Here is a 23075-nt window from a genome sequence, read left to right as displayed (position 1 = left end):
TTGCACGCCGTCACCCGAGCGCGTCGACGGCCGAAGTAATAAGCTTCCTGGCTGCCGCCCCGTAAACAGCGATGCCTGCGAGTTCGGTGAACGTCTTGGCGTACTCGGCGATTTCACTCGGTTGCTTCACAGTGAGGCTGGCAGACACAAGCTCACAGGAGGCCCGTTCCTCGTCGTACAGAGAGAAGGACTCGCACGGCCATGCATTGCCGCGCACGACCCCCATGGGGATCACGCCAAGGCTCAAGGAGGGCGTGGCCGTCATTCCGATCAGGTGACCCAATTGGCTCACCATCGTGGCGGAATCTCCGATGACCGTGCGAAGAACCCATTCCTCAATCAGGAAGGCAAACCGGCGTCCTCCCGTGTACAGGACACGTTGGCGCTCCATCCGTGCTGCGACAGCCTCGTCAGTGTCGCCAGGAGTGTCCCTGACAGAAGCAACCGTGTCGAGGATGGCGCGTGTGTAGTCCTGGGTCTGGAGCAGCCCTGGGATGACCCACGACTGATAGAAGCGGAACCAATGGGTTCGCTCGAAGAGCGGTCGCACGGACTCCTGGGCACGCTTCAGGCCGGCGCTTTCCAGACGCCGCCACTCCACGTACATGCCGTCAATGCCACGGGCGGTCGCAATGAGGTCCGCGGCTTGGCTCTCGGCGTCACAGATCCGGGTCCAGGTACGAATGTCCTCATCGGAGGGAGGTGTTCGACCGTTCTCAAGCCGGGAACTCTTCGACTCATGCCACCCTGCCGCCGCCGCCACAGCGCGGGCGGTCAGACCGGTATCCTTGCGGATCTCGCGGAGGCGCTTCCCAAGCGCTTCCCTGGCCTGCTGGATGCTGGACGACGGCGACGACGGGGACACGGAGAGTTCAGCCCTGTTCGTGGGTCAGACCGGCCTGTAAACCTCGTGCGGGACTGCGCGTTCCCAGACCGCCTCGAAAGACGTTGAGCAGAGCTGCACGATGGCTGGTTCCGTCGTCCGCTCCTCGTCTCCCTCGGGTGACAGCTCGCCATCCCCGGTGAAGTGCAGGAACACGACCAGGCTGTCATCGAACAGCCAGAAGTCATTGCCTGGGAGCGCTAGGTCCGACACCTTGCGACGTGGCAGCCAGCGCACCTGCTCGCCAGCCTCCACGTTGCTGGGCGTGAGGTGGTGCTCAAAGCGGAGGTAGTCACTCATGGGCTCGGAGAAGATCCGAGCACGACGGACTTCCACACCGCGCGTGGTGATCTCTTGCATCAGGGCGAGCCAGGGGCGGGAGGCTGAGTCGCTCTTGGCAGGAACACTTTGCGGGTCCTGCCGCCAAGAGACGAATCGCGGGTCGGATCGCATGTACCCGTCCCTCATCTCTAGGTGAACGGCTGAACGCTTCGCCTGCTTGAACAGCTCGCTAAACGTCAGCTCAGCCGCCACCGCGTACCTCCGGAAAGAACTGTGTCATGTACTTGGGGATCTCCACGACCGTCTCATGGTCCGGGAGATCCAACTGGGAGAGTCGTTCGTCGTCCAGCACTTTCAGGCCCTGGACCAGGTACTTGTCAGTGACGTCGTCGTAATAGACGGTGGCGGACTTCCCCTCGGGGGAGTTCGGGTCCTTGCCGAGCATGTGCAAAGCCATGGCGCCCTCCTCACTCGTTGAAGACGATCTCTGACTACGAGTTTGCGCTCAATTCACCTTGCTGCGCATCGAACTTGCATGAACTTGCACGGGTTTAGGTTCCTGCGATCGCCGCCGCCTCAATGTGTGCCGGGTGGCCGAGAGCCGGGGTGAGCGCTTGAACCGCCCTCGGCCACGACGTCCCGGATGATGCCGACAGCGCAGGGCCGGCTGCCAGCGGAGGCGTTCGGATGACGCGGCACCTGGCCACGCTGGGTGGCCCGTGCCTAGGACCTCTCTTACGGATCTTGTACTTCAGTTCTCGGACCGCTGAGTTCCGACAGCTGGCAGGTGGAGGGCATACGAGGGCGTAATGCGATGGCCGCATTCTCCGCTGAGTCCGTACGGTCGGTGGAATGACACAGAGCACTGTGAACCCGTCGACAATCACGTCCGAGATGGCCGCTCAGATCCGCACCTGGCGGGTAGATGAAGACCTCACCTGGCGCTCCGTGGCCCAGGCCGCGACCGACCTGTGGGGCTCCGAGTGGGGCAGCAACCAGCTCTGCGGCCGGGATCTCTGCGTGGCCGCAGCGAAGGTGATGGGTGAGGACCCCGACCAGGAACCGTGGAACTGACACCCGCCAGATGATTCCCTGGATCAGCGAGCGGACCAGATGAAGATGCCGGCGATGTGGAGTCCGGCTCGGAAGACGGTGGCGGTCTTCTCGTATCGAGTTGCCAGGCCACGCCAGTTCTTCAGGCGGTTGATGCAGCGTTCGACGGTGTTACGTCGCTTGTAGGTCTCGCGATCGAAGGCTGGGGGTCGTCCGCCCCGGCGGCCCTTGCGCCTGCGGCTGGCAACCTGGTCAGCGGGCTGCGGGATCACTGCCCGGATCCCCCGTCTGCGTAGGTGTGCGCGGATGGCCCGGGATGAGTAGGCCCGGTCCGCCAGGACCACGAGCGGTCGGGTGCGTGGTCGACCAACCGTCCTGGGCACACGCAGGGCAGCCATGACGTGCTCGAACGCGGCGCATCATTCGCCTGGCCCGGTGTGAGGACGAAGCACAGCGGACGGCAACAACCGTCCGCAGCAAGGTGAATCTTCGTGGTCAGCCCACCACGAGAGCGCCCGGTCGCGTGGTGACCAGGCTCGGCGTCCGGGCCCCCTTTCGCGGGCCCCGGACGCGTGCTGGTGCGCGCACGATCGTGGGGTCGACTACGACAACCCAGTCCAGATCGCCCTCGGCGTCGGCCTGCGTGAGCAGAGCGGTGAAGACCCGCTCCCAGGTACCGTCGATCGCCCAGTTCCGCAGTCGGGTGTAGACGCCCTTCCCCGAGCCATACTTGGCAGGCAGGTGCACCCACTGCGAGCCGGTCTGGAACTTCCACGCGATCGCGTCGATCACCTGTCGGTGATCCCGCCAACGCCCGCCACGCTTCGGCGTCCGGTCCGGCAGTAACGGCTCTATCCGCGCCCACTGCGCGTCAGTCAACGGCACGGCCAGGCCGACGATCCGATGATCGGAAAGAAATGGCCTAGGTGCGGATCACATGCGGCAGGAACCGCGCGTACTCATCGGTGACCGGCCCCGCCGACTCCCGGATGCCGAGCCCCGCCGACTCGTCCTCGACGACCCAGGCGCCGAGCACCACCCGGTTGCCGTCGAAGTCCGGCAGCGGCGCCAGCTCCTGGTAGCAGCACGGGTCGTCGGGCCCCCGCAACACCGGTTCGGCGCCCGGCTCGTGCAGCGTGACACCGGCGCCCTCCCGGCCGAGCAGCGGCTTGGCCACGTAGCCGCGGGTGTGCGCGAGCTCGCGCGGCCCGTCGAGGTAGGCGGGCAGCAGGTTCGGATGGCCGGGGTAGAGCTCCCACAGGACCGCCAGCAGCGCCTTGTTGGAGAGCAGCATCTTCCAGGCAGGCTCGATCCACAGGGTGGAGCCGGTGCCGCCGCCGTTGTCGAGCGTGTCCAGGACATGCGGGCCGAAGTCGTCGGTGGCCAGCCACTCCCACGGGTAGAGCTTGAAGCAGGCCCGCATGAAGCGCAGCCGCTGGTCGACGAAGCGGCCCGAGAGCCGGTCCCAGCCGATGTCCTCCATCGAGATGGCGACGGTCTCCAGGCCCGCCTGCTGGGCCGTCTCCTCCAGGTAGGCGACGGTCATCAGGTCCTCGCCGAGCTCGTCGCCTGACGAGTGCGCGAAGTGCAGCGGTGCGCCGGGCGGCAGCAGCGGGGCCTGCCGCTTCCAGGCCGCCACCAGCCGCTCATGGAGCGAGTTCCACTGGTCGGCGCCGGGAAAGCACTCCTCCATCCAGAACCACTGGGGGCTGGCGGCCTCGACCAGCGAGGTCGGCGTATCGGCGTTGTACTCCAGCATCTTGGCCGGGCCGCTGCCGTCGTAGTGCAGATCGAACCGCCCGTAGAGGGAGGGGAGTTCGGCACGGCGGCGCCAGGACTCGGCGATCAGCTTGGCCAGCCGCGGGTCCTCGATGCCGAGGTCGGCGAAGCGGTCCTGGTCGACGATGTGCGCGGCCGCGGCCAGGCACATGCCGTGCAGCTCCTCGACGACCTCCTCCAGGGCCTCGACCTCGGGGAGGGTGAAGGAGTAGTACGCGCTCTCGTCCCAGTACGGGCGCAGCGAGTCGTCCGGGTAGCGGGTCAGCGGGTAGATCAGGCCCTGCGCCTCGACGGTCTGCTGCCAGCCGGGGCGCGGCTCGATGGTGTGGCGTTCCATGCCGTCCCGTGTCCGCTCAGCCGCCGAAGGAGCCGTGCCGGCCGCCGCCGCTGCTGTGCGACCCCGAGCAGCCGAAGCCGCCGCGGTTGACGGCCGTGCTCTTGCTGAAGGTGCCGTTGTCGGCGTACTTGCCGCCGGTGTTGTCCGGGGCGTAGTACCACTGGCCGTCGACGGACTGCTTGCCGCGGCCGCTCTTTCCGTATCCGCCGCTGCTGGAACCGCTGCTTCCGGACGACGAACTGCCGCTCGCCGAGCATTTCTTGGAGTCGACGACGCGGTAGCCGTTGAGCGCGTCGTAGCTGTTGCGGTCGACGCAGCGCTTGTCGGGCTCGGAGCCGCAGGACGTCAGGGCGGCGGCGAGCGCGCCCATGCCTCCCAGGATCACCGTGCTCGACCGCAGCCGCCGGCGTGCTTTCTCCGCCATGTCTTGCCTTCCCCCGTTGGACATCTGTTTGAGCGGGGCCAGCGTAGACGGCATCCAGGGGCCCGCCGCAAACGAGGTGCCGTCCGGCGCCGGTACAAACGGGCCGGGCGCCGACAGACCGGGAGCAGACAGGCGTCGGGCCGCCCTCGTGAGGACGGCCCGACGGTGTTGCGCGTGCGGTAGAAGGGGCGGTTGGTCAGATGACGGTCTGGGTGTCGGTGTCGCTGGAGCCGGTGAAGTTGGGGTCACCGGAGTAGACCCCGGTGATGGTGTAGTTGCCCGTGGTCAGCGGAGTGCTGACGGCGGCCACACCGCTGCCGTCGAGGGTTCCGGCCAGGGTCACCGTGGTCACGCCATCGGTGACGGTGAAGGTGACCGTCCCGGTCGGGACGCCGCTGCCCGGAGGCTGCGCCACCACGAACGCGAAGATCGTGACCGTACCGCCGGAGACGGACGGGTCGGGGAACGAGCTGACAGTGGTGAGGGTGGATGCCTGGTTGACGGTCTGGGTGTCGGTGCCGCTGGAGGTGCTGAAGTTGGTGTCACCGTTGTAGGTCGCGGTGACGTTGTGCAGCCCCGCGTCGAGGGTGCTGGTGGTGACGGTGGCCACGCCTCCGGCGACAGTGCCGGTCAGCGTGCCGCCCCCGCCACCGTCGATGACGAAGGTGACCGTGCCGGTCGGGACACCCGCACCCGGTGAGACCGGGGCGACGGTGGCCGTGAAGGTCACCGGCTGCCCGAACACCGACGGGTCCGGCAACGAGGAGACCGAGGCGGTCGTGGACGCCTGGGCCACGGTCTGGGTGTCGCTGCCGCTGGAGCCGGTGAAGTTCAGGTCGCCGCTGTAGGTCGCGGTCACCGGGAAGGTGCCGGCTCCGAGTGCGTTGGTCGAGACGGTGGCCGTGCCCCCGGAGAGGGTGCCGACCAGCGTCGGGCCGCCGGTGATCACGAACGTGACCACCCCGGTGGGGGTACCTGCCCCCGGCGCGACCGGCGCGACGGTGGCCGTGAAGGTCACCGGCTGCCCGAACACCGACGGGTCCGGCGACGAAATCAGCGCCGTGGTCGTCGAGGCCTGGGTCACGGTCTGGGTGTCCGCACCGGTGGATCCGGTGAAGTCGGCGTCGCCGCTGTAGGTCCCGGTGACGACGTACACGCCCGCTGTCACCAGCCCGTTGGTGGTGACACTGGCGGTGCCCCCGCTGAGCGTGCCGGTCAGCGTCACCGTGGTGACACCGTCGGTCGCGACGAAGGTCACCGTCCCGGTCGGCGTGCCCGCACCGGGCGCGACCGGCGCCACGGTGGCCGAGAACGTCACCGTCTGGCCCACCACGGACGGGTCCGGTGTCGTGCTCACCGCGGTGGTCGTCAACGCCAGGATCACCGTCTGGGTGTCCGTACCGCTCGATGTCGTGAAGTTGGAGTCACCGCTGTACGTCGCCGTGACCGTGTGCGTACCGGCGCTCAAGGCGCTGGTGGTGACGCTCGCCGTACCGCCCGAGAGCGTCGCGGTGAGCGTGGGACCACCAGTGATCACGAAGGTGACCGTGCCGGTCGGGGTACCGGCCCCCGGCGCGACCGGGGAGACGGTGGCCGTGAAGGTCACCGGCTGCCCGACCACGGACGGGTCCGGCCCCGAGCTCACCGCGGTGGTGGTCGACGACTGGCCCACCGTCTGGGTGTCCGTACCGGCCGAACCGGTGAAGTCGGCGTCGCCGCTGTAGGTCGCGGTGATGAGGTAACTGCCCGCCGTCACCAGACCGTTGGTGGTGACACTCGTGGTGCCGCCGACGAGGGTGCCGGTCAGCGTCACCGTGGTGACACCGTCGGTGGCGACGAAGGTCACCGTCCCGGTCGGAGTGCCCGCACCGGGCGCGACCGGCGCCACGGTGGCCGAGAACGTCACCGTCTGGCCCACCACGGACGGGTCCGGCGACGAACTCACCGCAGTGGTGGTCGACGCCTGGTTCACCGTCTGGGTGTCCGTGTCGCTGGAGCCGGTGAAGTTGAGGTCACCGCTGTAGGTCGCCGTAGCGGTGTGGGTGCCGGCGCCCAGCACACTGGTGGTGACGCTCGCCGTACCGCCCGAGAGCGTCGCGACGAGAGTGGGACCACCGGTGATCACGAAGGTGACCACCCCGGTGGGGGTACCTGCCCCCGGCGCGACCGGCGCGACGGTGGCAGTGAACGTCACCGGCTGCCCGACCACGGACGGGTCCGGCGACGAACTCAGCGCCGTCGTCGTCGAGGCCTGACCCACCGTCTGGGTGTCCGCGCCGACGGAACCGATGAAGCCGGAGTCGCCGCTGTAGGTCGCCGTGACGGCGTAAATGCCCGCCGTCACCAGCCCGTTGGTGGTGACACTGGTGGTGCCGCCACTGAGCGTGCCGGTCAGCGTCACCGTGGTGACCCCATCGGTCGCCAGGAACGTCACGGTGCCGGTCGGGGTGCCCGCGCCCGGCGCGACCGGGGCGACGGTGGCGGTGAAGGTCACCGGCTGACCGACCACGGACGGGTCCGGGGACGAGGTGACCGCGGTGGTCGTCGCCGCCAGGATCACCGTCTGGGTGTCCGTACCGCTCGATGTCGTGAAGTTGGGGTCACCGCTGTAGGTCGCGGTGACCGAGTGCGTGCCCACGGCCAACGCGCTGGTGGTGACGCTCGCCGTACCGCCCGAGAGCGTCGCGGTGAGCGTGGGACCACCAGTGATCACGAAGGTGACCGTCCCGGTCGGCGTGCCCGCACCCGGCGCGACCGGCGCGACGGTGGCCGTGAAGGTCACCGGCTGACCGAAGACCGACGGGTCCGGCGACGAGGAGACCGAGGTGGTCGTCGAGGCCTGGCCCACCGTCTGAGTGTCCGTACCGCCCGAGCCGGTAAAACTGGCGTCGCCGCTGTAGGTCGCCGTGACGGTGTAAATGCCCGCCGTCACCAGCCCGTTGGTGACCACACTGGTCGTACCGCCGACGAGGGTGCCGGTCAGCGTCACCGTGGTGACACCGTCGGTCGCGACGAAGGTCACCGTGCCCGTCGGGGTGCCCGCACCCGGCGCGACCGGGGCGACGGTGGCGGTGAAGGTCACCGGCTGACCGACCACGGACGGGTCCGGCGCGGAGATGACCGCGGTCGTCGTCGACGCCTGGTTCACCGTCTGGGTGTCCGTACCGCTGGATGTCGTGAAGTTGGGGTCACCGCTGTAGGTCGCGGTGACCGTGTGGCTGCCGACGCTCAAGGCGCTGGTGGTGACGCTCGCCGTACCGCCGGAGAGCGTGCCCACCAGCGTCGGGCCCCCACTGATGGCGAAGGTGACCGTGCCGGTCGGCGTACCCGCACCCGGCGCGACCGGCGCCACCGTCGCCGTGAAGGTCACCGGCTGACCGAAGACCGACGGGTCCGGCGACGAGGAGACCGAGGTGGTCGTCGAGGCCTGGCCCACCGTCTGAGTGTCCGTACCGACCGAGCCGGTAAAACTGGCGTCGCCACTGTAGGTCGCCGTGACGAGGTAAGTGCCCACCGTCACCAGACCGTTGGTGGTGACACTGGTGGCGCCGCCACTGAGCGTGCCGGTCAGCGTCACCGTGGTGACACCGTCGGTGGCGACGAAGGTCACCGTCCCGGTCGGCGTGCCCGCACCGGGCGCGACCGGCGCCACGGTGGCCGAGAACGTCACCGACTGGCCCACCACGGACGGATCCGGTGTCGTGCTCACCGCGGTAGTCGTCAACGCCGGGGCCACGGTCTGAGTGTCCGCACCCACGGAACCGGTGAAGTCGGGGTCACCGCTGTAGGTCGCGGTGACCGTGTGCGCGCCGACACTCAACGCGCTGGTGGTGACGCTCGCCGTACCGCCCGAGAGCGTCCCCGTGAGCGTGGGACCACCGGAAATCACGAAGGTCACCGTGCCGGTCGGGGTACCGGCCCCCGGCGCGACCGGGGAGACGGTGGCCGTGAAGGTCACCGGCTGGCCGAACACGGACGGGTCCGGCGCCGAGGAGACCGCGGTGATCGTGGCCGCCTGGCCCACCGTCTGGGTGTCCGTACCGACCGAGCCGGTAAAACTGGCGTCGCCGCTGTAGGTCGCGGTGACGGTGTAGACGCCCGCCGTCACCAGGCCGGTGGTGACCACACTGGTGGTGCCGCCGGCGAGGGTGCCGGTCAGCGTCACCGTGGTGACACCGTCGGTCGCGACGAACGTCACCGTCCCGGTCGGGATACCCGCGCCCGGCGAGACCGGGGCGACGGTGGCCGTGAACGTCACCGGCTCACCGACCACCGAGGGATCCGGCGCAGAGCTGACCGTGGTGGTCGTCGATGCCTGGTTGACGGTCTGGGTGTCCGTACCGACCGAGCCGGTGAAGCTGGCGTCACCGCTGTAGGTCGCCGTCACCGTGTGCGTACCGGCACCCAGCACGCTGGTGCTGACGCTCGCCGTACCCCCGGAGAGCGTGCCGACCAGCGTCGGGCCCCCACTGATGACGAACGTCACCGTCCCCGTGGGCGTACCCGCCCCCGGCGCCACGGGCGCGACCGTGGCCGTGAAGGTCACCGACTGCCCGACCACCGACGGATCCGGCGCAGAGCTGACCGTGGTGGTCGTCGATGCCTGGTTGACGGTCTGGGTGTCCGTACCGACCGAGCCGGTGAAGCTGGCGTCACCGCTGTAGGTCGCCGTCACCGTGTGCGCACCGGCGCCCAGCGCACTGGTCGTGACGCTCGCCGTACCCCCGGAAAGGGTGCCGGTCAGCGTCGGGCCGCCACTGATGACGAACGTGACGGTGCCGGTCGGCGTCCCCGCTCCCGGCGCGGCCGGCGTGACCGTGGCCGTGAAGGTCACCGGCTGCCCGACCACCGACGGATCCGGCGACGACGTCACCACGGTGTTCGTCGATGCCGGGTTCACGGTCTGGGTGTCGGTGTCACTGGAGCCGGTGTAGTTCGCGTCTCCGCTGTAGGTCGCGGTGACGGTGTAAGTGCCCGCCGTGACCAGTCCGTTGGTGCTGACAGTCGCGACACCGGCGCCGTCGAGGGTGCCGCTGAGGGTCACCGTGGTGACCCCGTTGGTGATGACGAAGCTGACGGTTCCGGTCGGAACTCCGCCGCCGGGGGACATCGCTCCCACAAAGGCGGCGAAGTTGACCGTCTGGCCCGTCACGGAAGGGTCGGGGAACGAGGTGACCGTGGTGGAGGTCGAGGCCTGGTTGACGGTCTGGGTGTCCGTACCGACCGAGCCGGTGTAGTTGGCGTCACCGCTGTAGGTCGCGGTGACCGTGTGTGTACCGGCGGAAAGGGCATTGGTGCTGACGCTCGCCGTCCCACCGGAAAGGGTGCCGGTCAAGGTCGGACCACCGGAGATGACGAAGGTGACCGTCCCGGTCGGCGTACCCGCACCCGGCGGCACCGCGGCGACCGTCGCCGTGAACGTCACCGACTGACCGACCACCGACGGGTCCGGCGACGACGTGACCGTCGTGGTCGTCGATGCCTGGCCCACCGTCTGGGTGTCGGTGCCGGTGGAGGGGGTGAAGCTCGCGTCACCGCTGTACGTCGCGGTCACGGTGTGCGTGCCGGCGCCCAGCGCGCTGGTGCTGACGCTCGCCGTCCCACCGGAGAGCGTTCCGGTCAAGGTCGGACCACCGGAGATGACGAAGGTGACCGTCCCGGTCGGCGTACCCGCACCCGGCGGCACCGCGGCGACCGTCGCCGTGAACGTCACCGACTGACCGACCACCGACGGGTCCGGCGACGACGTGACCGTCGTGGTCGTCGATGCCTGGCCCACCGTCTGGGTGTCCGTGCCAACGGAGGAGTTGAAGTTGCCGTCACCGCTGTAGGTCGCGGTGACGGTATGCGGACCGGCGGAAAGGGCACTCGTGCTGACGCTCGCGGTCCCCCCGGACAGGGTGCCGGTCAAGGTCGGACCGCCGCTGATGACGAAAGTGACCGTGCCGGTCGGCGTACCCGCACCCGGCGCGACCGGGGCGACCGTGGCGGTGAACGTCACCGACTGGCCGACCGCCGACGGGTCCGGCGCCGAGGTGACCGTGGTGGTCGTCGACGCCTTGTTGACCGTGTGGGTGTCCGTACCGCTCGACGACGCAAAAGTGCCGCTACCGCTGTACGTCGCGGTAACGGTGTGGGGGCCCACGCTGAGACTGCTGGTGGTGACACTCGCCGTACCGCCCGAGAGCGTCGCGACGAGCGTGGGACCGCCGGAGATGGCGAAGGTGACCGTGCCGGTCGGGGTGCCCGAACCGGGAGGGACGGGGGCCACGGTGGCCGTAAAGGTCACCGACTGCCCGAAGACCGACGGGTCGGGGGACGAGGTGACCGTGGTGGTCGTCGGTGCCAAGACCTGCAGCACCGTATGGGTATCGGTGTCGGACGACGCATTGAATTGCGTACTGCCGCTGTACGTCGCGGTGATGAGATGGGTACCGGGGCTGAGACTGCTGGTGGTGACGGTCGCGGTACCGCCCGAGAGGGGGGCGGTCAGCGTGCCGCCCCCGCCACCGCCGATGACGAAGGTGACCGTGCCGGTCGGGGTGCCCGAGCCGGGCGCGACCGGCGAGACGGTGGCGGTGATGGCGACCGGCTGTCCGAAGGTCGACGGGTCCGGCGACGAGAGCACCAAGGTCGAGGTTGATGCCTTGTTCACCGTCACGGACCCGAAGCCGCTGGACGGCGAGAACTGGGGGCTGCCGTTGTAGTTCGCGGTGAAGGTATGAAAGCCGATGGGGATACTGCTCGTGGTGACGGACGCGGTGCCACCGACGAGCGGTGCGGTCAGGGTGGGGCCGCCGGCGACGACGAAGGTAACGGTGCCGGTAGGTGTTCCCAGACCCAGCGGGATGACCGTGGCGGTCAAAGTGACCGGCTGTCCGAAGACAGCCGGGTTTGGCGCTGAGGACGCCAAAGTAAAGGTGGGTGCCATGCTATGGCCCTCCGGTTGCTGGATGGTGGCGGGCCGTTCAGCTCCCCGCTGAGCTCGTGGTTCTGCGGGAAGTGGGCATCAACCTGGGCGCAGGCTCGGCAATAACAGCCGACGGAGATTCGCATCTGCATACCAATGTCCTCCGCCAGGTAGGCAACCCGCCGGTCGTTAGCATCAGTAGGCGCGCCGATCAGGCCGCCACGCCATAGGCGTCACGCGCATTTACCCTGAATGGCGCAGCGCCAAGTGGCGCTCATGACGCAGCGGGGCGCGCGCCGCAGGGCGTACGTGTGACACCTGTCGACACTGGTGACGCGCGGTCAGTACGGGGGACCGCCGCAAGCGGTCGCGCCACCACCCCCAACACCGTTGCACAACGGCGCGATTGAGGCCGCGACGCACGCCGGCGGGAATCCTCCAACCCTTCGCTGCATTTGCTACAGCAATGCATTTCGGTGAAGGGGCGGCGGGGCGGCGGCTTCCTTCGCGGCGGGCGGGGCGGAGACTCCCTTCGCCACTCAACCAGCTTCCCTGGGAAGCGGGTTGCGGGTGAGGTCGGCGCGCGAGCGGACAGCAGGAACACCAAGCCCGCTGACAGAGATTTTTCGCCAGTCGCCCGCATCTCCCCCCGTCTACGCTGGCCAACAGACCGGGCCACCAAAGCCCGTTCACCCGTCGGACGGAGGAGCCGGACCATGACAGAGCACGCCCGGGTACGGGAACAGCTGCCCGGACACCTGACGTTGCGCCGCCCGGCCCCCGCGGATCACCCACGACTGCAGCAGGCCCTCGCCGACTGGTGGGACGGCCTGGGCGGCGAAGCGGGCGCACGGCAACGCCAGTTGCTCGTACCGCGGCTCTTCCTCCAGCACTTCGCCGACACCAGCTTCCTGGTCGAGCGGCCCGACCACACCCTGCACGCCTTCCTGATCGGCTTCCTGTCCCAGACGGACCCCAGCACCGCATATATCCACTTCGTGGGCGTGTGCCCGGAGGGCCGGCGGGAGGGTATCGGCAGCGTCCTCTACGACCGCTTCTTCACCACGGCCCGCGCGGCCGGCCGTAGCCAGGTCCGCTGCATCACCAGCCCCAACAACCGCAACTCCATCGCGTACCACACCCGTATGGGCTTCCAGTTGGAGCCGGGCGACCGGATCGACGAGAACGGGGTCCCGGTGCAGGGCGACTACGACGGGCCGGGGCTTGACCGGGTGTCCTTCGTACGGGAGCTGTGAGGCGTTCCCGGCCGATCGGCACGGACCGGGACTGCGTCCGCGGGGAGCTGTGAGGCATCCCCGGCCCTCGGCTCGGGCCGGGCCCGCGGCCGCCTCCGGACCGGGTGGCAGCAGTAGGCGGGCCTCCGCTCCCCTCCCGGATCAACCGGATCAACCGGATCAAGTGGATCAAGTGGCGTCGGCAGACCGGGCCTCGGCTCCCTCCCGATCAGCTGACGGCCCGGCGGTAGATCTGCCGTGAGCCGCCTTCCGGGCCGGGATCGGCGGCCTCGGCGGGGGTGAAGCCAAGAGCTTCGTAGAAGGCACGTGCACCGCTGTCGACGGCGCCCGGGTGGTCGGCGCCGAAGGTGACCACTTCCAGGGTGCCGGGCCCTCGAACGAACCGGTGCATCGCGTCCGCGAACAGTGCCCGGCCGACGCCCCGCCCGCGCGCTCGCTCCGCAACAACGAGCCAATGGACGTGGTGAGCCATGCCCTTCGTCCCGAACAGCATCCCGCCGAGCAGCTCCGGCCCCGCGGAGGCGGCGACGAGGGCGGTGGACCGACGGATGTGCCGCTCCACGGCCCGGCGGAAGCCTGGGTCCTCGACCATCGGCCCGAACCAGTGTTCAACCTCGGCGGCGAGCTGGAGGAATCCGGCCAAATCCTGCTCTTGCGCGGGTCTGACGAACATCCGAGCAGTCTTTCAGGGGTGGGGTGGCGTGGGGTGGGCTTGGGGGAGGGCAGCCGGTGCGCAGCGGATGATGAGAGGGAAGTGGGCGAAGTGGGGGAAGTGGGGGCGCAGTAGATGAACGGGGAGGCCCCTTACCTCCCCTCCTCCCCCGGCTTCTTCACCTCCCCCACCTCTCCCTCCTCCCCCAACTCCCCCGGCGGCAGCGCCCTGAGCAGTGCATCCAGGGCGTTGGCGAAGGAGTGGTCGGGCGGGGTGCCGTAGGCCACCACCAGGGCGTCGCGAGAGGCCGGTGGGGCGGAGGGGTCGTGGAAGCGGCTCAGGCCCTCCAGGGCGAGGCCCTGCCAGCGGGCGCCCTGGATGATGGACTGTTCTGTTCCGGACGGGAGTTCCAGCACGACATGCAGACCGGCGGCGATACCCGAGACATGGACGTGGGGCGCACGGTCGGCCAGGGCGGCCACCAGCTGATCGCGGCGCCGTCGGTAGCGCAGCCGCATGCTGCGCAGATGGCGGTCGTAGGCGCCCGAGGACAGGAACTCGGCAAGGGTGAGCTGGTCCAGCGTCCCGGACTGCCATTCGCCGGTGCCCTTGAGCGCGAGCACCGGGTCGACCAGACGGTCCGGCAGCACCATCCAGGACAGCCGCAGCGCGGGAGCGAGGCTCTTGCTCGCGGTGCCCAGGTAGACGACATGGTCGGCGTCCAGTCCCTGGAGGGCGCCGACCGGCTGGCGGTCGTAGCGGAACTCGCCGTCGTAGTCGTCCTCCAGGATGAAACCCCCGGTGTCCCGCGCCCAGTTGACGGCGGCGGCCCGGCGCTCGGGGTGCAGCGGCACGCCGGTGGGGAACTGATGCGCGGGGGTGAGCAGGGCCGCCCGTACGTCGTCGAGCGTGGCCAGCTCCTCGGTGCGGGCGCCGCGTTCATCGACGAGGAGCGGGACGGTGCCCAGGCCGGCGCGGGTGATGACGGAGCGGTGGAAGTCCAGGCCGTACGACTCGACGGCCAGCCGCCCGCTGCCCAGCGCCCGGCTGAGCAGTGCCAGCCCCTGCATGAAGCCGGCGCAGATGACGATGCGGTCGGGGTCGGCGCGTACCCCGCGGGCGCGGGCGAGGTAGTCGGCGAGGACGGTGCGGAGTTCGGGGCGGCCCATCGGGGAGCCGTAGCCGAAGGCCTCGCTGGGGGCGGCGGTCAGCGCGCGGCGGGCGGCGGCGAGCCAGGCAGTGCGGGGGAAGGCGGAGACATCGGGGGTGCCCGGGGTGAGGTCGAAGCGCGGCCGGTCGGCGTGGCCGGCCGGGCCCGGGGCGCGCCGGGCGGCGGGCGCGGCGCGCGGCAGGGCCCTCTCCGCGACGCGGGTGCCGGAGCCCTGCCGTGCACTGAGCCAGCCCTCGGCGACCAGCTCGGCGTAGGCGTCGGCGACCGTGTTACGGGCGATGCCGAGATCGGCGGCGAGCGAGCGGGAGGACGGCAGCCGGGTGCCGGGGACCAGCCGCCCGGACCGTACGGCGTCCCGCAGGGCACGCAGCAGCGCGGCCCGCAGCCCGCCGGGGCCGGTGAGGTCCAGGTGCAGATCACGCCCAAAAGTGGCCCAGGAATTCTCCATGGCAATGGACCATACAGCTGCGCCATTGCCGTCTTAGCGTCGTAGCCATGACGACATCGACGACGACACAGACATCGACACCGACAGCACAGGCGACACCGGCGACGGCCTCCGCGACGGCCTCCGCGACGGCCTCCGCGACGGCAGGCGGAGCGGAGCACCGGCACGGCCCCCGCCTCCCTTGGGCGCAGCTCGCACCGGACGTCTACAAGGCCATGATCGCGCTCGATGCGGCGGCGAAGCAGGGTCTCGACCCGACGCTGGTCAAGCTGGTCAAGATCCGGGCGTCACAGCTCAACCACTGCGCCTTCTGCATCGACATGCACATCAAGGACGCCCGCAAGGCCGGCGAGACCGAACAGCGCATCTACCTCCTCAACGCCTGGGAGGAAGCCACCGCGTTCTACTCCCCCAAGGAACAGGCCGCCCTCGCCCTCACCGAGGCGATCACCCTCCTCACCGAGGGCTTCGTCCCGGACGCCGTGTACGACCGCGCCGCGGCCCACTTCGACGCCACCGAACTCGCCCACCTCATCGCCCTGATCACCACCATCAACGCCTGGAACCGCTTCGGCGTCTCCACCCGTATGGCCCCGGGCCGGGCATGACCACGGCGCCCCCGCGACTTCCCCTCGGCAAGCTCGCCCATGGCATCCACGCCCCCCTGATGGCGCTGACCGCGGCCGCCAAACAGGATCTCGACCCGACACTGGCCGAACTCGTCCTGATCCGCGGCTCGCAGCTCAACCACTGCGCGTTCTGCATCGACATGCACATCAAGGACGCCCGCAAGGCCGGCGAGACCGAACAGCGCATCTACCTCCTCAACGCCTGGGAGGAAGCCACCGCGTTCTACTCCCCCAAGGAACAGGCCGCCCTCGCCCTCACCGAGGCGGTGACCCTGGTGGCGCAGGGTGGCGTGCCGGACGCGGTCTACGACCGTGCCGCCACCCACTTCGACGACGCCGAACTGGCCCACCTCATCGCCCTGATCACCGTCATCAACATCTGGAACCGCCTCAATGTCGCGGTCCGAACCCCGATGGGAGCTACCTCATGACGGCCGCCACACTGCGCGCCCTGCACCACGGCCCGGATCTACCGCTGGTTCTCCCCGGCCCCTGGGACGCCGCCAGCGCCAAGGTCTTCGCCGACGCCGGGTTCACTGCACTCGCCACCCCCAGCGCAGGTGTCGCGGCCTCCCTCGGCTACGAGGACGGCGCGACCCCGCCCGACGAAATGTTCGCCGCCGTCACCCGCATCGTCCGGGCCGTCGACATCCCGGTCTCGGCGGATGTGGAAGCCGGATACGGCCTGTCCGCCAAGGAGTTGGTGGGCCGGCTCACGGACGCCGGCGCAGTGGGCTGCAACCTGGAGGACACCGACCACACCACCGGCACTCTGCGGGACGCGCACCAGCAGGCCGACTGGTTGGCCCAGGTACGCGCCGAGGCGGGCGACGCCCTGGTGATCAACGCCCGGATCGACACCTACCTGCACGGTGTCGGGGACAGGGACGAGACGATCCGCCGCGGACGCCTGTACGCCGCCGCCGGTGCCGACTGCGTCTACCCGATCCTCGCCCCGCCGCCGCACCTGGCCGGCCTGTCCACCGCCGTCGGCCTCCCGGTCAACGCCGTGGTGGTACCGGACGGCCCCTCCCCCCGCGAACTCGGCGCCCTGGGCGCGTCCCGGATCACCTTCGGCCCGGGACTGCAGCAACAGGCGATGGCGGCTCTGGCGGGGATGGCGGAGCGGTTGCGGGCGGAGCTGGAGGGGGAGGTCCCGACGGCGGACCGAGGTCCGAAGACCGGGTGACAGGCGGTCGGTTGGGCCAGGGCAGGGGCGGGGGCGGGCCGGGCCCGCAGAGTAGCCTCGGCCCTTATGAGTTGGCTGCCTGACGACTTCGTCCACCCCGTCCACGTACCCGTGCCCGACACCGCGCTTCACCTGCGGCCGATCCGGGAGGCGGACACCGCGCTCGACTACCCCGCCGTGATGGGCTCCCGAGAGCGCTTGTGGGAGATCTTCGGCCCGGCCTGGGCCTGGCCGAAGGAGACGATGACCTATGAAGAGGACCGCATCGACTTGCTGCGGCACGAGAAGGAGATAGCCGCGCACCAGTCGTTCAACTACGCGCTGCTGGACGGGGAGGAGACCGCGATCCTCGGCTGCGTCTACATCGACCCGCCCGAGCGCACCGGCTCCGACGGCGAGGTCTCCTGGTGGGTGGTGGACGACCTCGCCGGCAGCGAGGTGGAGCGCGCGCTCGACGCGCTGGTGCCCCAGTGGATCGCCGCCGACTGGCCCTTCCAGCAGCCCCGTTACCTGGGCCGCGACATCACCTGGCAGGACTGGCTCGCATTGCCACCCGCCTCGTGACAGTTCTAGGCGGTGCACTGGCACGGGCGGCGCCTGCACCGACACCGACGCCGACACCCGCATCGGCACCCGGCACCGGCGGCATCGGCAAGGCGCTCAGTGAGGTGGCCGCCGGCTGACCGGAACGGGAGTGTGGTCGGCGGGATCGGACGCGCCAGGGGCCGCACCGAGTCCCGCACCGCGTCACCGCTCGTCCGTCCCCGCCACCTTCCCCGTGCTGAGGGCCATCCGGTTCCAGGTGTTGATGGTGAAGATCAGGGCCAGCAGGCGGGCCAGTTCCGGCTCGTCGAAGTGGGCGGCGGCCCGCTGGTAGACCGCGTCCGGTACGCCACCCTGCGCCACCAGGGTCACGGCCTCGGTGAGGGCGAGGGCCGCCTGTTCCTTCGGGGTGAAGAAGTGCGAGGCCTCTTCCCAGACGGCGACCATGTGCAGGCGTTCCTCGCTCTCGCCGGCCTTGCGGGCATCGGTGGTGTGCATGTGCAGGCAGTACGCGCACTTGTTGAGCTGCGAGGAGCGGATCTGGACCAGTTCCACGAGGGCCGGGTCGAGGCCCTCACGGGCGGCGGCATCGAACCCGATCAGGGCCTTGAATGCCTTCGGGGCGGCCTTGGCGAAGTTGACCCTGCCCCGGGGGCGGCGGCCAGCCGCTGAGTTCGCCTCGTTCACCTTGATCGCGTCGTTCGCCTTGTTCGCCTTGCTCGCCTCGTTCACCATGTTCGCCCCGTTCTCCTCGTTCGCCTCGTCGATCTGTGCCTTGTTGAGCTGTGCTTCGTTGAGCTGTGCTTCGTTGAGCTGCGCTTCGTTCGTCATGCCTTGAATCTAGAACGGCAGGCGACCGGCTGTAGGGTGCATTTCCATGCCGGAATCATGGGTCAATTCTGCGGAGAGTCTGGGCGCCGATCTGCATCTGGAGCTGGCCGGAAGCGGTAGCCGGCGCGCCGTCCTCATCGGGGCGCTGCGGGACGCCGTACGGTCCGGGCGCCTCGTCCCCGGTACGCGGCTGCCGCCCTACCGCTCGCTCGCCGCCGACCTCGGCATCGCCCGTAACACGGTCGCCGACGCCTATGCCGAGCTGGTCGCCGAGGGCTGGCTCAGTGCACGGCAGGGCTCCGGCACCCGCGTCGCCCACCGCGCGAAGCCGCTGACACCCGCCCGCGCCCCGGCCCACCGCGCCCCGGAGAGCCGCCCCACGCACAACCTCCTCCAGGGACAGCCGGACGCCGCGTCCTTTCCACGTACCGCCTGGCTCGCCGCCGCCCGCCGCGCGCTGACCGCCGCCCCGCACGACGCGTTCGGCCCCGGCGACCCCCGCGGGCGTCCCGAACTGCGCCGTGCCCTCGCCGACTACCTGGCGCGCACCCGTGGCGTACGCACCGACCCCGAACGCATCGTGATCTGCTCCGGCTTCGCCCACGCGCTGCGCCTGCTGCTGCCCGCCGTGCTCCCCGGGCCCCTCGCCGTCGAGTCCTACGGCCTGCCGTTCCACCGTCATCTCCTGGCCACGGCCGGTGTCCGCACCCACCCCCTCGCCATCGATGAACACGGCGTCGAGAGTGCGGAGTTGCCCTCGATCGAGGGGACAAATGCGGTGCTGCTCACTCCCGCCCATCAGTTTCCGCTCGGTGTGCCGCTGCACCCCGACCGTCGCGCGGCGGTCATCAACTGGGCTAGAGGGAGCGGGGGTTACGTAATCGAAGACGACTACGACGGCGAATTCCGCTACGACCGCAAACCCGTCGGCGCCCTTCAGGGCCTGGACCCGGAGCGCGTCCTCCATATCGGCTCGGTCAGCAAGAGCCTCTCCCCCGCGCTGCGTCTGGGGTGGATGGTGCTTCCCGACCGCCTCGTCGACGCCGTACTGGAGGCCAAGGGCGAGCGGGAGGCCTGGGCGGGGGTCACCGATCAGCTCACCCTCGCCGAGTTCCTCACACAGGGCGCCTACGACCGGCACATCCGCCGGATGCGCCAGCGCTACCGCAGACGCCGCAACCAGCTGATCGACGCGGTGACCCACCATGCTCCGCACCTCACCGTCACCGGTATCGCCGCCGGACTGCATGCCGTTCTCCAACTCCCGGACGGGTCAGGTGAGTCGGATGAGCGTGCTGCCCTGCGGGCGGCGCGCTGGCAGGGCCTGGCACTCGACGGCCTGTCCGGCTACCGCCATCCGGCGGCCACCATGGCGCCCCGCCACGGCCTGGTCGTCGGCTATGCGACGCCCAGCGACAGCGCCTTCCCCGGCGCCTTGGAGGCCCTGTGCCGGGCGCTGCCGCCGGTGGTGGGTTAGGGGCCGTCGGCTTGGCGGTGGCAAGCCTTCGCCGCGAGCATTCGTGACGGGCGGCAAGCCTTCGTGACGGGCATTCGTGACGAGCACTCGTGACGAGCACTCGTGACGAGCACTCGTGGCGAGTGGCAAGCCTTCGCGGCGGGCTTTCGTGGCGGGCTTTCGTGACTGGCGCCCCCGCAACAGTCGGCGCCGTGGTGGACAGCGGCCCCGTGACGGTGGTTATCCCCACCCCCTGAGTGGTGGCTCGCCGGATGGGCAACGGCATCCGGGCGCAGCAATCCTGTGGGCACAGATTCTCGGATCACCGGGCAGCGAGGGCACGACATGACGTGCCGAGGGCCGACCTCCGTGGTGCAACCTCCCTGTCGCAACCTCCTGTTGCGACCTCCTGTTGCGACCTCCCCGTTGGACGCCCGGAAGACCGCTTGAAGGATCACGAAGGGGCAACCGTGAAGCATCTCGTGGAACATGCTCCCGCGCGCCGCACACTGCTGGCCGGCGCCGCGGCAGCCGGTGCGGGCTTGGTGTGGGGAACCGCGGGGAGGGCCGAGGCCGCCGGGTTGCGGCCGCCGGTGGGTCAAAGCGCGCTGGGTCAAAGAGCGCTGGAGCAAGGAGCACTGGAGCAATTAGCGCTGGAGCAAGGAGCGGTGGACGCCGAGGTGGCGCGTCTGGAGCGAGGGCTGATCGCGCTGCGGCGGGACCTTCACCGGCACCCCGAGATGCCGGGGCAGGAGCAGCGCACCGCCGGTGTGGTGGCCCGCGAACTGCGAGCGGCCGGACTGACCGTCGCCACCGGGGTGGGCGGCCACGGCGTCGTCGGCGTCCTGCGCGGTTCACGTCCGGGCCGGACCGTGGCCTACCGGGCGGACATGGACGCGGTGCCGCCGAAGGACATCGTGGGGGGCGGCCCGGCGACGGCCCATGTCTGCGGGCACGACATCCACACCACGGTGGCCGTCGGCGTCGCGCGGGTCCTGGCACGGCTGCGGCGGCAACTGAGCGGAACGGTGGTGTTCCTCTTCCAGCCTGCCGAGGAAACCCTGTCCGGGGCCCGCGCAATGATCGACGCGGGCGTGCTGGAGCGCACCGGCGTTGCGGAGATCCACGCGCTGCACTGCGGCCCGTTCCCCGTCGGCACGTTCGCGGTGACGCCGGGCTACGGGCTGCCGGGCCAGGACAAGGCGGAGGTGACTCTCGCGGGGCCTGACGCGCCCGAGGCCGCGCGGCGGCTGGCCGCCGAGATCGGCGCACTCGCCACGGTGACACCGCCGCAGACGCCCGCCGACATCGAACGGATGGTCGCCGACGCCCAGACGCCCAATGGGCCGCTGGCCCGCTTCGTGGCGGTCCGGGCCAAGGCACAGGAGGCCAAGGTGAGTGTGTCCTACCGGTGCTGGCCGCAGGAGCGGTACAAGGAGGTACGCGCGGACATCCGCCGGCTGGCCGCGTCCTGTGCGGGGGCCGGGGTGCGCTTCCCCGCCGAGCCGTTCCCCGCGGTGGTCTGCCCGGAACGCGACGCCCGGATGCTCGCCCGGCGCCTGCGCCGCACCGTGGGCCGGGGCGCGGTTACCCAGCTCCATGCCGCCTTCCCGCCCTTCAGCGGCGAGGACTTCGCCTTCTACCTGGACCGCGTCCCCGGCACGTACACCTTCCTCGGCGTCCGCGCCCCCCGCGCACCCATCACGACCGGCTACCCGCACTTCCCCGACTTCGCCCCGGACGAGCGGGCTGTCGGCCTCGGCGTACGGGCGATGGCCGGCTGGCTCGCGGAGCGGACCCATGGGGCGCAGGGCCTCCCTGGCGGGTCCGGCCATTAGGTCTGCCCGGCGGTCATGAGCCGAGCCGACGGCCTCCGGCTCACCCGCGAGCCGGAGGCCTGGGTCGGCTTCCTCACGTACGCGCCCGCGCCCGCTACTCGTCCGCGCCCGCTACCGGTCCCCGCCCGCTACCGGTTCGCGAACTTCTGGCTGATGTTGGCGAAGACCCGCTGGGCCTCCGGGCCCAGGTGTGGGCCGGCCAGCCAGGTGTGGGCGTTGGAGCTGATCGAGGTGTTGGACACCAGGGTCAGCTTGCCGGCGCGGTTGACGAACCAGCCGCCGCCGGAGGTGCCGCCGGTCATGGTGCAGCCGATGCGGTTCATGGCAGGTGTGCCCTGCTGTATGACGAGGCGGCCGGGGCGGGCCGGGCAGTTCATCATGCGTGCGCCGTCGTAGGGCGGCCCCGCCGGGTAGCCGAAGGCGTCGAGGGAGCTGATCTGGTTGGCGGCGGGGGCGTTGAACCAGACCCGGGCGGCGTTGCCGACGGTCTCCTGGAGCGACTTGCCGCTGCCGTTCTCCGGCTTGACGTGCAGCACGGCGAAGTCGTAGGCGGAGCCGCCGTTGCCGGTGGCCTCGCTGCCCATGTTGATCCACTCACCGGACGTGGTGATCCAGTCGGCCCAGAACCGGCCGTACGGAGTGACCTGCTGGGAGGGCGTGTTGTTGACCTGGTTCATCGGCACGCCGTTGTCGTTGTAGGACGGCACGAAGACGATGTTGCGCATCCAGCCGCCCCGCTTGCCGGAGTGCACACAGTGGCCGGCGGTCCACACGAGGTTGGACTTGCCCGGGTGCGCCGGGTCCTCGACGACCGTGCCGGAGCAGACCATCGGGCCCTTCGGACTGTCGAAGAAGATCTTCCCGACGGGGGCCATGTGGTCGTGGTACGGCCGGGCGACCTGCTCGGCGGTGACGGGCTGCGGTTCGGGGTCCGTGCCCTCGGACCCGCTTCCCGCGCCGGTGGCCTTGACGCCGATCTCCGGCGACGTCTTCGCCTTGGCCAGCCGGTCCGACTTCCAGTGGTCCTTGATGATCGGGTTGGCGAAATCCGATGCGTCGCGGGCCCACTTGTCCCAGTTCTGCCAGCCGCCGTCCTTCCACTTCTTCAGGTCGTCCAGGCTGGTCGGCACGCCCTTGGGGAGCTTGAAGCCCCCGCCGGCCTGGTCCTTCTGATCGGTGGACGAACTGCCGGCGGCCTTGTCGTCGGGGCCGCAGGCGGTGGCGGTCCCCGCGAGCAGTGCGACGAGTGCCGCGGCCGCGGCGGTGGAGCGGCGGATGGATGGCATGGAGCGGGAGTCCCCCTGATGCAGGGCGGCGCCGAGCGCACAGCGCGCCGTTGCCGCCGTTAATTGTCATGTCCCTCATCGGGCTGCGCCCTACTATGCCGTCACGCC

18 protein-coding genes and 1 pseudogene are annotated in these 23075 nt (G+C 70.1%); 8 read left to right on the top strand and 11 right to left on the bottom strand.

Annotated features, from left to right (window positions below; genetic code table 11):
- Positions 1-10: 10 nt before the first annotated feature.
- The 3 genes from AB0C46_RS15590 to AB0C46_RS15580 are packed head-to-tail and all read right to left on the bottom strand — an operon-like array spanning position 11 to position 1622.
- Positions 11-865 carry a helix-turn-helix transcriptional regulator gene (locus AB0C46_RS15590; protein WP_362828341.1) on the bottom strand — a complete coding sequence of 285 codons (855 nt, stop codon included), beginning with the start codon at positions 863-865 and terminating at the stop codon, positions 11-13.
- Positions 866-889: 24 nt separating this feature from the next.
- Positions 890-1417, bottom strand: a complete 528-nt coding sequence (locus tag AB0C46_RS15585) for a DUF6879 family protein (protein WP_362828340.1) — start codon at positions 1415-1417, stop codon at positions 890-892.
- Positions 1407-1622: a hypothetical protein gene (locus AB0C46_RS15580; RefSeq protein ID WP_362828339.1), complete on the bottom strand. Its 216-nt coding sequence runs from the start codon at positions 1620-1622 to the stop codon at positions 1407-1409. The genes AB0C46_RS15585 and AB0C46_RS15580 overlap by 11 nt, the downstream gene beginning before the upstream one ends.
- A gap of 395 nt (positions 1623-2017) precedes the next feature.
- Between AB0C46_RS15580 and AB0C46_RS15575 the strand changes: the two genes are divergently transcribed.
- On the top strand, positions 2018-2239 hold the full coding sequence (locus AB0C46_RS15575; RefSeq protein ID WP_362828338.1) for a hypothetical protein: 222 nt from the start codon (positions 2018-2020) through the stop codon (positions 2237-2239).
- A gap of 23 nt (positions 2240-2262) precedes the next feature.
- On the opposite strand, the pseudogene AB0C46_RS15570 reads toward AB0C46_RS15575, so the two are convergent.
- The 4 genes and pseudogenes from AB0C46_RS15570 to AB0C46_RS15555 form a co-directional block, all read right to left on the bottom strand.
- Positions 2263-3118, bottom strand: a pseudogene (locus tag AB0C46_RS15570) (IS5 family transposase).
- 22 nt (positions 3119-3140) lie between these two features.
- Positions 3141-4334 (bottom strand): glutathionylspermidine synthase family protein, encoded by a 1194-nt coding sequence (locus AB0C46_RS15565; RefSeq protein ID WP_362828337.1) that lies wholly within the window; start codon positions 4332-4334, stop codon positions 3141-3143.
- Between the two features lie 16 nt (positions 4335-4350).
- Positions 4351-4758: a hypothetical protein gene (locus AB0C46_RS15560; RefSeq protein WP_362828336.1), complete on the bottom strand. Its 408-nt coding sequence runs from the start codon at positions 4756-4758 to the stop codon at positions 4351-4353.
- Positions 4759-4954: 196 nt separating this feature from the next.
- The gene (locus tag AB0C46_RS15555; RefSeq protein ID WP_362828335.1) at positions 4955-11689 is read right to left on the bottom strand and encodes an Ig-like domain-containing protein; all 6735 of its coding nucleotides are present in this window, start codon (positions 11687-11689) and stop codon (positions 4955-4957) included.
- Positions 11690-12384: 695 nt separating this feature from the next.
- On the opposite strand from AB0C46_RS15555, the gene AB0C46_RS15550 reads away from it, so the two are divergent.
- Positions 12385-12924: a GNAT family N-acetyltransferase gene (locus tag AB0C46_RS15550; RefSeq protein ID WP_362828334.1), complete on the top strand. Its 540-nt coding sequence runs from the start codon at positions 12385-12387 to the stop codon at positions 12922-12924.
- A 208-nt stretch (positions 12925-13132) separates the two neighbouring features.
- Here the strand turns inward: AB0C46_RS15550 and AB0C46_RS15545 are convergent, their stop codons facing one another.
- The gene (locus AB0C46_RS15545) at positions 13133-13597 is read right to left on the bottom strand and encodes a GNAT family N-acetyltransferase (RefSeq protein WP_362828333.1); all 465 of its coding nucleotides are present in this window, start codon (positions 13595-13597) and stop codon (positions 13133-13135) included.
- A 131-nt stretch (positions 13598-13728) separates the two neighbouring features.
- Positions 13729-15195, bottom strand: a complete 1467-nt coding sequence (locus AB0C46_RS15540) for a PLP-dependent aminotransferase family protein (RefSeq protein ID WP_362828332.1) — start codon at positions 15193-15195, stop codon at positions 13729-13731.
- 47 nt (positions 15196-15242) lie between these two features.
- On the opposite strand from AB0C46_RS15540, the gene AB0C46_RS15535 reads away from it, so the two are divergent.
- From AB0C46_RS15535 to AB0C46_RS15520, 4 genes are all read left to right on the top strand, one after another.
- Entirely contained in the window at positions 15243-15803 is a 561-nt protein-coding gene (locus tag AB0C46_RS15535) for a carboxymuconolactone decarboxylase family protein (protein WP_362828331.1), read from the top strand.
- Positions 15800-16255, top strand: a complete 456-nt coding sequence (locus tag AB0C46_RS15530) for a carboxymuconolactone decarboxylase family protein (protein ID WP_362828330.1) — start codon at positions 15800-15802, stop codon at positions 16253-16255. The genes AB0C46_RS15535 and AB0C46_RS15530 overlap by 4 nt, the downstream gene beginning before the upstream one ends.
- The gene (locus AB0C46_RS15525; protein ID WP_362828329.1) at positions 16252-17013 is read left to right on the top strand and encodes an isocitrate lyase/phosphoenolpyruvate mutase family protein; all 762 of its coding nucleotides are present in this window, start codon (positions 16252-16254) and stop codon (positions 17011-17013) included. Before AB0C46_RS15530 ends, AB0C46_RS15525 begins: the two co-directional genes overlap by 4 nt.
- A gap of 66 nt (positions 17014-17079) precedes the next feature.
- On the top strand, positions 17080-17577 hold the full coding sequence (locus tag AB0C46_RS15520; protein WP_362828328.1) for an N-acetyltransferase: 498 nt from the start codon (positions 17080-17082) through the stop codon (positions 17575-17577).
- A 183-nt stretch (positions 17578-17760) separates the two neighbouring features.
- On the opposite strand, the gene AB0C46_RS15515 is transcribed toward AB0C46_RS15520, so the two are convergent.
- A complete protein-coding gene (locus AB0C46_RS15515; protein WP_362828485.1) occupies positions 17761-18291 on the bottom strand; it encodes a carboxymuconolactone decarboxylase family protein in 531 nt (176 codons plus the stop codon).
- A 142-nt stretch (positions 18292-18433) separates the two neighbouring features.
- Here AB0C46_RS15515 and AB0C46_RS15510 point away from each other — a divergent pair, with 142 nt between their 5' ends.
- Positions 18434-19864, top strand: a complete 1431-nt coding sequence (locus AB0C46_RS15510) for a PLP-dependent aminotransferase family protein (protein ID WP_362828327.1) — start codon at positions 18434-18436, stop codon at positions 19862-19864.
- A 449-nt stretch (positions 19865-20313) separates the two neighbouring features.
- Positions 20314-21681: an amidohydrolase gene (locus AB0C46_RS15505; protein WP_362828326.1), complete on the top strand. Its 1368-nt coding sequence runs from the start codon at positions 20314-20316 to the stop codon at positions 21679-21681.
- 128 nt (positions 21682-21809) lie between these two features.
- Here AB0C46_RS15505 and AB0C46_RS15500 read toward each other — a convergent pair whose 3' ends face one another.
- A complete protein-coding gene (locus tag AB0C46_RS15500) occupies positions 21810-22967 on the bottom strand; it encodes a hypothetical protein (protein ID WP_362828325.1) in 1158 nt (385 codons plus the stop codon).
- Positions 22968-23075: the final 108 nt, after the last annotated feature.

The sequence above is a fragment of the Streptomyces sp. NPDC048637 genome (assembly GCF_040650675.1).
Classification (GTDB): Bacteria; Actinomycetota; Actinomycetes; order Streptomycetales; family Streptomycetaceae; genus Streptomyces.
The sequence above is the reverse complement of the archived record's forward strand: the minus strand, read 5'-3'. Positions and strand labels throughout refer to the sequence as shown.